The sequence below is a fragment of the Lentisalinibacter sediminis genome, from assembly GCF_040706615.1.
Classification (GTDB): Bacteria; Pseudomonadota; Gammaproteobacteria; order Steroidobacterales; family Woeseiaceae; genus Lentisalinibacter; species Lentisalinibacter sediminis.
In genome coordinates this window covers 383,399-396,219 of record NZ_JAPDRF010000002.1, presented here as the reverse complement: position 1 = coordinate 396,219, position 12,821 = coordinate 383,399, and the positions used below count along the sequence as shown (strand labels likewise).

Annotated in this window: 9 protein-coding genes; 7 read left to right on the top strand and 2 right to left on the bottom strand. The window is 68.3% G+C overall.

Features of this window, described 5'->3' with window-relative positions:
• Positions 1-3: 3 nt before the first annotated feature.
• Both ppsR and ACJMKX_RS04655 read right to left on the bottom strand, forming a co-directional pair.
• On the bottom strand, positions 4-1,470 hold the full coding sequence (gene ppsR, locus ACJMKX_RS04660) for a transcriptional regulator PpsR (protein ID WP_405221717.1): 1,467 nt from the start codon (positions 1,468-1,470) through the stop codon (positions 4-6).
• A complete protein-coding gene (locus tag ACJMKX_RS04655) occupies positions 1,470-2,372 on the bottom strand; it encodes a cobalamin B12-binding domain-containing protein (RefSeq protein ID WP_405221714.1) in 903 nt (300 codons plus the stop codon). Before ACJMKX_RS04655 ends, ppsR begins: the two co-directional genes overlap by 1 nt.
• A 306-nt stretch (positions 2,373-2,678) precedes the next feature.
• Here ACJMKX_RS04655 and bchF point away from each other — a divergent pair, with 306 nt between their 5' ends.
• From bchF to ACJMKX_RS04620, 7 genes are read left to right on the top strand one after another with little or no spacing between them, the layout of a single operon-like run.
• Positions 2,679-3,197 (top strand): 2-vinyl bacteriochlorophyllide hydratase, encoded by a 519-nt coding sequence (gene bchF / locus ACJMKX_RS04650; RefSeq protein ID WP_405221865.1) that lies wholly within the window; start codon positions 2,679-2,681, stop codon positions 3,195-3,197.
• Positions 3,194-4,477, top strand: a complete 1,284-nt coding sequence (locus ACJMKX_RS04645; protein WP_405221711.1) for a ferredoxin:protochlorophyllide reductase (ATP-dependent) subunit N — start codon at positions 3,194-3,196, stop codon at positions 4,475-4,477. Before bchF ends, ACJMKX_RS04645 begins: the two co-directional genes overlap by 4 nt.
• Position 4,478: 1 nt before the next feature.
• Positions 4,479-6,065 (top strand): ferredoxin:protochlorophyllide reductase (ATP-dependent) subunit B, encoded by a 1,587-nt coding sequence (gene bchB / locus ACJMKX_RS04640; protein ID WP_405221708.1) that lies wholly within the window; start codon positions 4,479-4,481, stop codon positions 6,063-6,065.
• Positions 6,040-9,762 carry a magnesium chelatase subunit H gene (locus ACJMKX_RS04635; RefSeq protein WP_405221705.1) on the top strand — a complete coding sequence of 1,241 codons (3,723 nt, stop codon included), beginning with the start codon at positions 6,040-6,042 and terminating at the stop codon, positions 9,760-9,762. The genes bchB and ACJMKX_RS04635 overlap by 26 nt, the downstream gene beginning before the upstream one ends.
• Positions 9,759-10,667 carry a ferredoxin:protochlorophyllide reductase (ATP-dependent) iron-sulfur ATP-binding protein gene (gene bchL / locus ACJMKX_RS04630; protein ID WP_405221702.1) on the top strand — a complete coding sequence of 303 codons (909 nt, stop codon included), beginning with the start codon at positions 9,759-9,761 and terminating at the stop codon, positions 10,665-10,667. Before ACJMKX_RS04635 ends, bchL begins: the two co-directional genes overlap by 4 nt.
• Positions 10,667-11,371 (top strand): magnesium protoporphyrin IX methyltransferase, encoded by a 705-nt coding sequence (gene bchM / locus ACJMKX_RS04625; protein ID WP_405221699.1) that lies wholly within the window; start codon positions 10,667-10,669, stop codon positions 11,369-11,371. The genes bchL and bchM overlap by 1 nt, the downstream gene beginning before the upstream one ends.
• The gene (locus tag ACJMKX_RS04620; protein ID WP_405221696.1) at positions 11,368-12,801 is read left to right on the top strand and encodes a BCD family MFS transporter; all 1,434 of its coding nucleotides are present in this window, start codon (positions 11,368-11,370) and stop codon (positions 12,799-12,801) included. The genes bchM and ACJMKX_RS04620 overlap by 4 nt, the downstream gene beginning before the upstream one ends.
• The last annotated feature ends 20 nt before the right edge of the window (positions 12,802-12,821 follow it).

Genomic DNA, 12,821 nt, shown 5'->3' with positions numbered 1-12,821 from the left:
GGCTCAGGCCTCGGTGTCGGGTCCCAGGTCGCCGAGGCCGTAGCGTCTGAGTTTGACGTACAGGCTCTGGCGGCTCAGCCCGAGGAGTTCGGCCGCCGATGCGCGGTTGTCGTCGGTCAGCTCGAGGGCGGCTTCGATGCAGAGCTTCTCGATGAGGTCGGTGGCTTCGCGGACGAGCTCTTTCAGCGGTACCCGGCCTACCAGGTCCTTCAGCTGCTCCACCGAACGGGGCAGGGCCTGCATGGTCTGGTTGTCGGTCGAGAGCCGCGGGCCCACGTCCCGGATCACGAAGCCGAAGCGCAGCCGGTCTTCACTGCGGATCGCCACGGCGGAGATCTCCACCTCGGTGACCGTGCCGTAATTGCCCTGCACGGAAGTGGAGAACAGGCGCACCGAACCGTGCTGGCGCACGTTGGCGATGAGTACGTTAAGATCCACGCCCGGCCGGCCGAGCCACTGGTCCAGCGACTCGCCCTTGGCTTCGTCCTCGCCGGCGAGCTGTGCCAGTTCCAGGAAGGCCGCGTTGGCGCTGACGATACGACCGTCCTGGCTCGTGACCACGATGCCGTCCGGCGCGCTCTCCACGATACTGGCGAGCTGGCGCTTCGCCTCGGACAGCGACGAGTCCGCCTCGGTGCCGTCCAGCGTGTGCAGGCGCACCAGCATCAGCGTGCCGCTTTCCTGGCGCAGGAGCGCGGCACGCACGGTGAGGCGCCGGTCATCGGGCAGCTTCGCCTGGATGTCCTCGGCGCGTCCGGCCGCCCGCACCTCGGCCAGGAAGTCATGGATTGCCGCCGTGCTTTTCTTCGCGAAGGCATCGGCGAGCGGCCGGCCGACGGTCTTCTTGCCCCTTTCGCCGAGCAGTTTCTCGGCCACCGGATTCATTTCCAGAACCTTCTGGCTGCCCGCATCGACGATCAGCACGGCCTCGGAGGCGGTCTGGAACAGGAAGCGGTAACGGGTCTCCAGCTGACGCAGGTTCCAGTAGTCGCGCTCGACGGACTGCTGGGCGTCCACCAGCCGTTGCTGCAGGTTCGCGATGGCCTGCAGGTCGCGGCCCACTGCCACGATGTTGCCGTCCTTGCGCAGGCGCACCGTGCAGTAGCGGACGGGTATGTTCCGGCCTTCGGTCGTGAGATGGTTGACGTGACGCCAGCGGGGCGTCTCGCCCCGGGCCGCGTCCTCCAGCAGCGCCTCTACCTTCGACCGGCTGTCGAGAGCGACCGTCTCGAGCCACGGCTTGCCCAGCCAGTGGTCACCGAGCTCCGGCGGCAGATCGCTGCCGCCCAGCGACAGGTCGACGATGACGCCCTTGCCGTCGATCACGAGCGCGATGTCCGCGCTGGCCGCAATCAGGGTAGCGATGGTATTGGCGGTCAGCTGATCCAGCGTCCGGACCGCTGAGCGGAAGGCCTTTCTTATGGCCGTGTGCCGGTTACCTCTTGCACTTACCTGATGCGGGTTGGTCACTAATGCCTCTTCAATTGACGGGGCAGTTCCAGCGCGTCCAGTGCTGCCTGCCGCCCGTCCAGGGCCGTCGCGTCGGCGCCGACTTCGCGCACGAGCTCAGGGTTGTCGACAAATACCCGGCCACCGACGAGTACGCCGATCTCCGGATTGCGGGATTGGTTGCGGATGGTCTGGATCCACTCGGTCAGCTCGTCCAGTCGGTCGTCGCAGCTCACCGAGAAGCCGACCACGGTGAACTTCTCGGCATTGACGACCTGCAGGACGTCGCTGTGGCTGGCGGAAGGGCCGCCCCAGACGTCCCAGCCTTCGCGGCGGAAGAACTCGGTCACCATGAGCAGGCCGAACGTGTGTTGCTCGCCGGGCACGGGTGCCAGCAGGGCGCGCCTGATCTCCACACCGTTGCCGGCGCGCATGAAGCCCGGGCTCATCTCGCGCACCAGCTGGTGCAGCCGGCACAGACCCACCGTCACTTCGGTGAAATCACAGAGGTCGTCTTCCCACAGGCTGCCGAGGTAGCGGGCCGTCGGGCCGAGCAGGTCGAGAAACAGTCTCTCACGCCGGAGGCCCTTGTCGCGCAGTGAGCGGACATAGGTCAGGGCGAGTTCCTGGTTCGGTGAGAGCACCAGGGCGGCGAGTTCGCGCACCGCCTCGGGGCCTACGCCGGGCCCGACCTGTTCCTGCTGGTCGTCGAGTGCGACCTCTTTCTTATGCGCCAGCACTAGTCTCGGGATGGTCTCGGATTCGATGATGCGTACCAGCTGGGCCAGACGGTCCCGCGGCACCTCGCAGTCGTCATCGTCCTCTGTCCATCGGTCCTCGTCCGTTTCGCCGCTCTTTGCCAGCGGATGATGGTTTGGTCCCTGGTCGTCTCCGGCCAGATGCCGAGCTCCCCGTTCGGGCATCGCGCGCCTCCTTCTGTGTCTTCTGCGGCCGGCCAAAACCCTTTGGCCGGGCCGCCGCGGGCCCCTAGGCCCTGCTCCAACATCCACCGTCCTTGCCGCTCTGCGGCGGGTCTGGCGGCGGATGCGCTCCCCTCAGGGGCAGCTTATCCGACAGCCGGCGCGCGCCCTTATGGGGGCGCGAGCCTCATCATCGAATTCTACCCCCGATTTGTCAAGTCTTGTTTACGTCCGGTTTAGTTGACAGATCGAAACAAGGCGTCTAGATTCGTGAACAACGGCACCGAGATCAGCGAGACACGTGGTCGCATGACCCGGCACAAGAACAGAAAACCTCTTTACACGGAAGCGGAGCGCAAGAGGCGGGACGAGTCCCGCTGGACCCTGGTGCAGGGTATCCTCGCGCCGCTCCAGTTCCTCGTATTCCTGGTGAGTTTCGCCCTGGTGATCCGTTATCTCGGCACCGGCGAGGGCTATTACGTCGCGACCGTCTCCGTCGTCGTCAAGACGTTGATTCTTTACGCAATTATGGTGACGGGATCGATCTGGGAGCGGGTGGTGTTCGGCCGCTGGCTGTTCGCGCCCAGCTTCTTCTGGGAGGACGTCGTCAGCATGCTCGTCATGGCGCTGCATACGGCTTATCTCGCGGCTCTTGTCTTTGGAATTATGGAGGCGCGCCATCAGATGCTCCTTGCGTTGGGAGCGTACTTGGCTTATGTCGTCAACGCAACGCAGTTCCTGCTGAAGTTGCGCTCCGCGCGGCTCGAGCAATCGGCGCCGCGGACGAGCCCGGGGCGCGGTGCGCCGGCGGAGTACGCGGTCGAATGAACCGTAGCGCTGCAGCCACCAGCCTCCCCGGCGGCTGTTCCGAGCGGGCGGTGCTGCGCGAGCGGGGCCAGCGGGAGGTCTTCTGCGGCCTCACCGGCATCGTCTGGCTGCACCGCAAGATCCAGGATGCGTTCTTCCTGGTAGTGGGCTCGCGTACCTGCGCACATCTTATACAGTCGGCCGCCGGCGTCATGATTTTCGCCGAGCCGCGGTTCGCCACGGCCATCCTCGAGGAGCGTGACCTCGCGGGGCTGGCCGACTGCAATGACGAACTCGATCGTATTGCCGCCCAGTTGCTGGAACGGCGACCCGAGATCCGCACCCTGTTCCTGGTGGGCTCCTGCCCGTCGGAGGTCATCAAACTGGATCTCGCCAAGGCCGCCGAGCGCCTGTCCCACGCGCACCGGGGCCGGGTCCGCGTGCTCAACTATTCCGGCAGCGGCATCGAGACCACCTTCACCCAGGGTGAGGACAACTGCCTGCAGACGCTGGTGCCGGAACTGCCGGCGCTGCCGGCAGGCGAGCGCTCACTGCTGGTGGTCGGGACCCTGGCGGACGTGGTCGAGGACCAGTTCGCCCGGCTGTTCCGCGAGATCGGGATCGGCGACGCGGATTTCCTGCCGCCGCGGGCCGCGGCGGAGCTGCCGCCGGTGGGGCCCGGCACCGACGTGCTGCTGGCCCAACCCTTCCTCGGCGAGACGGCGAGGGCACTGGCCGCGCGAGGCGCGCGGCTGATCGACGCACCCTATCCCTTCGGCGTGGAAGGTACGCTGGCCTGGCTCGAGGCGGCCGCCGCCGCCAGGGACATTGCCGCCGAGCAGGTCCGCGCGGCCACCGACGCGCCGGCCTCGCGCGCGCGCCGCGCCGTGGCGCGCTACCGGGAAAAACTCGCCAGCCGGCGCATCACCTTCCTGCCGGATTCCCAGCTCGAGATCCCGCTGGCCCGCTTCCTGCACGAGGAATGCGGCATGGAACTGGTCGAGGTGGGCACGCCCTACCTGGACCGCCAGGTGGTGACGGCGGAGCTGGAGCGCCTCCCGCAGGACGTGCGCCTGTCGGAGGGCCAGCACGTGGAGCGGCAGCTGGACCGGGTGCGCGAAGACGCGCCCGATCTCACGGTCTGCGGCCTCGGGCTCGCGAATCCCCTCGAGGCGGAGGGCTTCCGCACAAAGTGGTCCATCGAACTCGTCTTCACACCGGTGCACGGCTTCGAGCAGGCGGCGGATCTCGCCGAGCTGTTCGCCCGGCCGCTGAACCGGATGGAAAGGCTGGCGGTGTGATATGCAGCTGACCCTCTGGACATACGAAGGTCCGCCCCATGTCGGGGCGATGCGCATTGCCACCTCGATGGAGGGTGTGCACTACGTGCTGCACGCGCCCCAGGGCGATACCTACGCGGACCTGCTGTTCACCATGATCGAGCGGCGCCCGACTCGTCCGTCGGTGACCTACACCACCTTCCAGGCCCGCGACCTCGGTGCCGATACCGCGGGTCTCGTGAAGGACACGCTCAGGGAAGCTTATGAACGTTTCCGTCCCCAGGCGATGCTGGTGGGTGAGTCGTGCACCGCCGAGCTGATCCAGGATCAGCCCGGCTCGCTGGCCGAGAGCATGGATTTCCCCGTGCCGATCGTGCCGCTGGAACTGCCGTCCTACTCGCGCAAGGAGAACTGGGGTGCCAGCGAGACTTTCTATCATCTCGTGCGCACGCTGCTCACCGGGCGCATACCGGCGCCGGGCAGCGAGCCCGCGTCCCGGCCCGAGGGGCGCCGGCCCAGTGCCAACCTGCTCGGCCCTTCGGCGCTCGGCTTCCGCTGCCGCGACGACGTGCGCGAGATCACGGGCCTGCTGCAGAACCTCGGCGTGGACGTCAACGTGGTGGCGCCGGAGGGTGCGACGCCGGAAGACCTCCAGCGTATCCCCGACGCGGACTTCAACGTCTGCCTGTATCCGGAGATCGCGCACACCACCTGCGCCTGGCTGGAGCGCATGTTCCGCCAGCCGTTCGTGAAGACGGTGCCCATCGGCGTGGGCGCCACGCGGGACTTCATCGCCGAGGTCGGCGAGCTGGCCGGACTCGACGTCAGCGACGCCCTGGCGACCTCCGCATCGCGCCTGCCCTGGTATTCACGCTCCGTCGACAGCACCTATCTCACCGGCAAACGCGTGTTCATATTCGCCGATGCCACCCATGCGGTGGCCGCGGCCCGGATCGCCAAAGAGGAGATGGGCTTCGACGTCGTCGGCCTCGGCACCTACAGCCGGGAATTCGCCCGCGAGGTGCGCCAGGCAGCGAAGGAGTACGGCGTCGAGCCGCTGATCAGCGACGACTACCTGGAAGTGGAGGCGAGGGTGGCCGAACTCGAGCCGGAACTCGTGCTCGGCACCCAGATGGAGCGCCACATCGCCAAGCGCCTCGGCATCGGCTGTGCCGTGATTTCCTCGCCGGTGCACGTGCAGGACTTCCCCGCGCGCTACTCGCCGCAGATGGGCTGGGAAGGCGCCAATGTCATCTTCGACACCTGGGTGCACCCCCTGATGATGGGTCTGGAGGAGCACCTGCTGACCATGTTCCGGGACGATTTCGAATTCAACGACGAGGCCATGCCGTCCCATCTCGGCCACGGCCGCAAGAACGCCGCCGGTGAGCGCGCCGCAGAGGCACCCGCCACCGGCCATGACCCCGGCGACACCCTCGACACTACCGTCGCGGTGTGGACGGAAGACGCCGAGCAGGAGTTGAAAAAAATACCGTTCTTCGTGCGCGGCAAGGCGCGCCGGAACACCGAGCGCTATGCCACCGAACAGGGCGTGGCGAGCATCACCGTCGAGACACTGTACGATGCCAAAGCACACTTCGGCCGCTGATCGGACGGCGATGAATTTCGTCATGGTGACGCTCGACAGTCACATGGCGAGTGCCGTCGAGCGCGCCCATCGTCAGCTGCGCCGCGAGCTGCCGGGCCTGTCGATGCATCTGCACGTGGCCACCGAATGGAGCGCCGACGAGGATGCGCTGGCCCGCTGCCGGGAGGACATCGCCCGGGCCGACATCATCGTGGTCACCATGATGTTCATGGACGACCACATCCAGCCCATCATCGAGGACCTGCGCGCGCGCCGGGACGGCTGCGATGCGCTGGTGTGCTGCATGTCCGCCGCCGAGGTGGCGCGGCTCACGAAGCTGGGCAATTTCCGCATGGACGGCAGCCAGAAGGGGCCGCTCGCCTTCCTGAAGAAGCTGAAACCGAAGAAGGCCGAAGGCGGCGGCAGCACCGCCGGTGCACGTCAGATGGCCATGCTCCGGCGCTTGCCGCAGATCCTGCGCTTTATCCCCGGCACCGCCCAGGACGTCAGGGCCTACTTCCTGACCCTGCAGTACTGGCTGGCCAGCTCCGACGACAACGTGGCCAACATGGCGCGCTTCCTGATCGGCCGCTATGCCGACGGCCCGCGGCGGGGGCTGCGCGACCGGGTGAAAGCCGCGCTGCCGGCCGAGTACCCGGAGGTGGGTGTCTACCACCCGCGCCTCAGGCAGCGCATGGGCGAGGAGGCACGCCGGCTGCCGAAGACGGATGGTCGCAACGGCGCCGTCGGGCTGCTGGTGATGCGCTCCTACGTCCTCGCCGGTAATACGGATCATTACGACGGCGTCATCGCCGCGCTGGAGGCGCGCGGACTCAGGGTGATACCGGCATTCTCCAGCGGCCTGGACGCCCGTCCCGCGGTAGAGCGCTTCTTCCGCCGCGACGGCGAGACCCTGGTGGACGCGGTCGTCTCGCTGACCGGTTTCTCCCTCGTCGGCGGGCCGGCCTATAACGACTCTGCGGCCGCCGAGCAGCTGCTCGGCGAGCTCGACGTGCCCTACCTGGCCGCCCACGCCGTCGAGTTCCAGTCTCTGGAGCAGTGGGAGGATTCCACCCTCGGCCTGATGCCGGTGGAGTCCACGATGATGGTGGCCATCCCCGAGCTGGATGGCGCGACGGCGCCGATGCTGTTCGGCGGACGCTCCACGGCCGCAGCGGAGGATCGCAAGCGCGATATGCATCCCCAGCCCGAACGGGCCGCGGCCCTGGCCGCACGGGTGGAGCGCCTGATCCGCCTGCGGCGCACGCCGGTGGCCGAGCGCCGGGTGGGCCTGGTGCTGTTCAACTTCCCGCCGAACTCCGGTGCCACCGGCACGGCGGCGCACCTGTCGGTGTGGGCCTCGCTGCTGCACACGCTGCGTGCTCTGGCACGCGACGGCTACGAAGTGGAGGTGCCCGAGAACGAAGATGCGCTGCGCGAGCGCCTGCTCGGCGGCAATGCCGGGCAGTACGGCGCCGACGCGAACGTCTGTGCCCGCATCGGTACCGACGATTACGTCCGTCGCGAAACCTGGCTCGCCGACATCGAATCCCAGTGGGGACCGGCTCCGGGCCGGCATCAGACCGACGGCAGCTCGATCTTCGTGCTGGGCGAGCACTTCGGCAACGTCTTCGTGGGCATCCAGCCGGCCTTCGGCTACGAGGGCGACCCGATGAGGCTGCTGTTTGAACAGGGCTTCGCGCCGACCCATGCCTTCTCGGCCTTCTACCGTTATCTGCGCGAGGATTACGCAGCGCACGCGGTGCTGCACTTCGGCACCCACGGTGCGCTCGAATTCATGCCGGGCAAGCAGACCGGCATGTCCGCCGCCTGCTGGCCCGAGCGTCTGATCGGCGATCTGCCCAATCTCTACCTGTACGCGGCCAACAATCCGTCAGAGGGCACCATCGCCAAGCGCCGCGCCGCCGCCACGCTGATCAGCTATCTCACGCCGCCGGTGGCCCAGGCCGGCCTCTACCGGGGCCTGGCCGATCTGAAGGCCAGCATCGAGCGCTGGCGCGCACTGCCGCCGGAGTCGGGCAGTGAGGGTGTGGAGCTGGCCGCCCTGATCCAGGCCCAGGCGTCCGAGCTGGATCTGGCCGCACTCGAGCCCGAGTGGCCCGCCGCCGCGGCGGAGGGCGAGATCGCACGCCTGAACGAGGCGATGCTGGAACTCGAATACGCCCTCATACCCCACGGCCTGCACGTCGTGGGCGAGGCCCCCTCGGAGGCCGAGCGGGCCGACATGCTGGCCGCCATCGCCGAGGGCGCCACCGGCGAGCGGCCGCCTGCGGCCGCGATGGAAGCGCTCGCAGCCGGTGCATCGGCCGCCGAGGCACTCGCCGCGGGCGGCATGGAGAAGAACGAGAACAGTCTGGAGGTCTTCGGCGAACTGGCCGCTGCCTCGGCGCTGCTGTCCGAAGATCACGAGATAGAGGCCATACTGAAGGCGCTGGACGGGCGTTTCGTGCGGCCGGTACCGGGCGGCGACCTGCTGCGCACCACCGACATCCTGCCGACGGGCCGCAACCTGCACGGCTTCGACCCGTTCCGCATGCCGAGCGCGTTCGCGCTGGCCGACGGTGCCCGGCAGGCCGACCGGCTGCTCGAGCGCCACCTGGCGGAGGGCAACCGCCTGCCGGAAACCACGGCGCTGGTGCTCTGGGGCACGGACAATCTCAAGAGCGAAGGCGCGCCGATCGCCCAGGCCATGGCGCTGATGGGTGCGCGCCCGCGCTTCGACAGCTATGGCCGCCTGTCCGGCGCCGAGCTGATCCCGCTGGCGGAGCTGGGCCGGCCGCGCATCGACGTGGTGGTGACGCTGTCCGGCATCTTCCGCGACCTGCTGCCGCTGCAGACCCGCATGCTCGCCGAGGCGGCCTGGCTGGCGGCCGGCGCGGACGAGCCCTGCGAACAGAACTTCATCCGCAAGCACGTGCTCGCCTACCAGGAGGCCCACGACTGCGACCTGGACACCGCCGCACTGCGGGTGTTCAGCAACGCCGCCGGCGCCTACGGCTCGAACGTCAATTTCATGATCGACAGCGGCTGCTGGGACGACGAGGACGAGCTGGCCGACACCTACACCCGGCGCAAGTGCTTCGCCTACGGGCGCAGCGGCCAGCCGATGCAGCAGGCCGAACTCCTGAAGAACGTGCTCGGCGGCGTGGAGCTGGCCTACCAGAACGTGGATTCCGTCGAGCTCGGCGTTACCACCATCGATCACTACTTCGACACCCTCGGCGGCATCAACCGCGCGGTGAACTCCGCCGCCGGTCAGAGCGTGCCCGTCTACATCGGCGACCAGACCCGAGGCGAGGGCACCGTGCGCACGCTGTCCGAGCAGGTGGCGCTGGAGACCCGCACCCGCATGCTGAACCCGAAGTGGTACGAGGGCATGCTGAAGCACGGCTACGAGGGCGTGCGCCAGATCGAGTCCCACATCACCAACACCATGGGTTGGTCGGCCACCACCGGACAGGTGGCGCCCTGGGTGTACAGGCAGCTGACGCAGACCTTCGTACTGGACGAGGAGATGCGCCAGCGGCTGGCCGACCTGAATCCGACGGCCTCGGCGCGGGTGGCGAGCCGCCTGCTGGAGGCTCACGAACGACAATACTGGACGCCCGACGAGAGCATGCTCGAAGCATTGCAGCGGGCGGGCGATGAACTGGAAGACCGGCTGGAAGGCGTGGTCGAGGGGGTAGCAGTAGCATGAATGTAACGAGCGTTCCGATGTCCGAGATCGGCAACCGGAGCCGCGGCCTGGACGGCGAGGGCAGCGTGCAGGTGCACATGGAGCCCGAGAAAATCGGTCGGGCGAAGGTATTCGCCGTCTACGGCAAGGGCGGCATCGGCAAGAGTACGACCTCGTCGAATCTCTCCGTGGCGTTCTCGAAGCTGGGCAAGCGGGTCCTGCAGATCGGCTGCGACCCGAAGCACGACTCCACCTTCACGCTGACGAAGCGGCTGGTGCCGACGGTCATCGACGTGCTCGAGTCCGTGGACTTCCACCCGGAGGAGCTCAGGCCTGAGGACTTCGTGTACGAGGGCTACAACGGCGTCATGTGCGTCGAGGCGGGCGGACCGCCGGCCGGCACGGGCTGCGGCGGCTACGTCGTCGGCCAGACGGTGAAACTGCTGAAGCAGAACCACCTGCTGGACGACACCGACGTGGTCATCTTCGACGTGCTCGGCGACGTGGTCTGCGGCGGCTTCGCAGCACCGCTGCAGCACGCCGACCGCGCCCTGATCGTCACGGCCAACGACTTCGATTCCATCTTCGCCATGAACCGTATCGTCGCGGCCATCCAGGCGAAGGCGAAAAACTACAACGTGCGTCTCGGCGGCGTCGTCGCGAACCGCAGTGCCGGCACCGACGAGATCGACCGCTTCAACGCCGCCATCGGCCTGGACCGGGTTGCCCACTTCCCGGACCTGGACGTCATCCGGCGCAGCCGGCTGAAGAAGTCCACGCTGTTCGAGATGGAGGGTGCCGAAGGGCTGGAGGCCGTGCAGCAGGAGTACCTGCGCCTGGCCCAGGCACTGTGGGACGGCACCGACCCGATGGATGCCACGCCCATGAAGGACCGGGACATCTTCGATTTTCTGGGATTCGACTGATGACGACCATGACCTACCAGGAACGCCGCGGCGAGCTGGAGACCTATTTCGATCGGACGGCCGTCGACGCCTGGCGGCGGCTCACCTCCGACGAGGCGGTCGGACGCGTGCGCGCCACGGTGCGCGCGGGCCGTGACCGCATGCGTGAGCGGCTGCTGTCCTGGCTGCCGGAGAATCTCGAGGGCCGCACCATCCTGGATGCCGGCTGCGGTACCGGCGCGCTGGCGGTCGAGGCCGCCCGCCGCGGTGCCCGCGTGACCGCCGTCGACCTGTCGCCGACGCTGATCGAACTGGCCCGGGAGCGTCTGCCGGCCGAGCTCGGTGCGGGCCGGATCGATTTCCGCGTGGGTGACATGTTCGACGAGAACCTCGGCCGCTTCGACCACGTCGTGGCCATGGACTCTCTGATCCACTACGACGCGCCGGACATCGTCCGCGTGCTGAGCGGCTTCGGCCGGCTTGCCGGCACGTCCATACTGTTCACCTTCGCGCCGCGCACGCCCGCGCTGGCCGCGATGCACGCCGTGGGCCGCCTGATCCCGAACCGCCAGCACCGGGCGCCGGCCATCGTGCCGGTGGGCCGCAACGCGCTGCAGCGGCGCATCGCTGCCGCCCCGGAGCTGGCCGGCTGGCGCACGGGCCGGGACGAGCGCATCGCCAGCGGCTTCTATACCTCCCACGCCCAGGAGCTGACCCGCGCATGAGATCCCTGAACGGCAGGCTGGCGAAGAGCTGGCGGGGCGTGAGTCCCGCGCTGCTGCCCTTCGCCGATGCGGCCTCCGCCGAGCTGCCGCTCGGGCGGCTGCTGCGCCTGTCCCTGTTCCAGGTCTCGGTGGGCATGGCGATGGTGCTGATCGCCGGCACGCTGAACCGGGTGATGATCGTGGAACTCGGCGTAGCGGCCTCGCTGGTGGCCGCCATGGTCGCCCTGCCGATCGTGTTCGCGCCGTTCCGGGCCCTGGTCGGCTTCCGTTCCGACACCCACCGTTCGGTGCTCGGCTGGCGCCGGGTACCCTACATCTGGTTCGGCACGCTGCTGCAGTTCGGCGGCCTGGCCATCATGCCGTTCGCCCTGATTCTGTTGTCCGGCGACTCGAATGGTCCGGCGTGGATTGGTCATGCCAGCGCGGCGCTCGCGTTCCTGCTGGTCGGCGCCGGGCTGCATACCACCCAGACCGCCGGCCTGGCACTGGCCACCGACCTGGCGCCGGAGGAATCCCGCCCGCGGGTGGTCGCATTGCTCTACGTCATGCTGCTTGTGGGCATGGTGGCGAGCGCGCTGGTGTTCGGCGCGCTGCTCCGCGACTTCAGCCAGGTACGCCTGATCCAGGTGATCCAGGGAGCGGCGCTCGCCACCTTCGCGCTGAACATGCTGGCACTGTGGAAGCAGGAGGCGATGCAGCCGGAGAAGACCGACCGCAGCGTGCCGCGGCCGTCGTTCACCGACGCCTGGCGCGCCTTCGCCGAGGCGCCCGGAGCCCGGCGCTTCCTGGTGGCCGTGGGTCTCGGGACCGCGGCGTTCAGCATGCAGGACATCCTGCTCGAGCCTTACGGCGGCCACATCCTCGGACTGAGCGTCGGCGCCACCACGGCGCTGACCGCGCTGCTGGCCGGCGGCACACTCGTCGGCTTTGCGCTGGCCGCGCGGCATCTCGCCCGCGGCGGCGATGCCTTCCGTCTGGCCGGTGTCGGCGCGCTGGTCGGGCTGTTCGCGTTCCCGGCCGTGATCTTCGCGGCGCCGCTCGCCTCGGCCAACCTGTTCCGGGCGGGCACCGTGCTGATCGGTTTCGGCGCCGGGCTGTTCTCCGTTGGCACCCTCACCGCCGCCATGGCGATGAACCGGGGGCGCTACACGGGGCTCGCCCTCGGCGCATGGGGTGCGGTGCAGGCCAGCGCGGCCGGCATCGCCATTGCTGCAGGCGGCGCCATCCGCGACCTGGTGTCGGGACTGGCGAGCGCCGGCGTTTTCGGGCCGGCCATGAACGATGTCTCGGCCGGCTACAGCTTCGTCTACCACCTGGAAATATTGTTGTTATTTGCGACGTTGATCGCGATAGGACCGCTCGTGCGTCATGCGCCTGCGAGCCCCGAGCGGTCGCCATCGAGGTTCGGCCTGGCGGAATTCCCGGGCTGAGCGGTTTGCCTCAAGGAGAT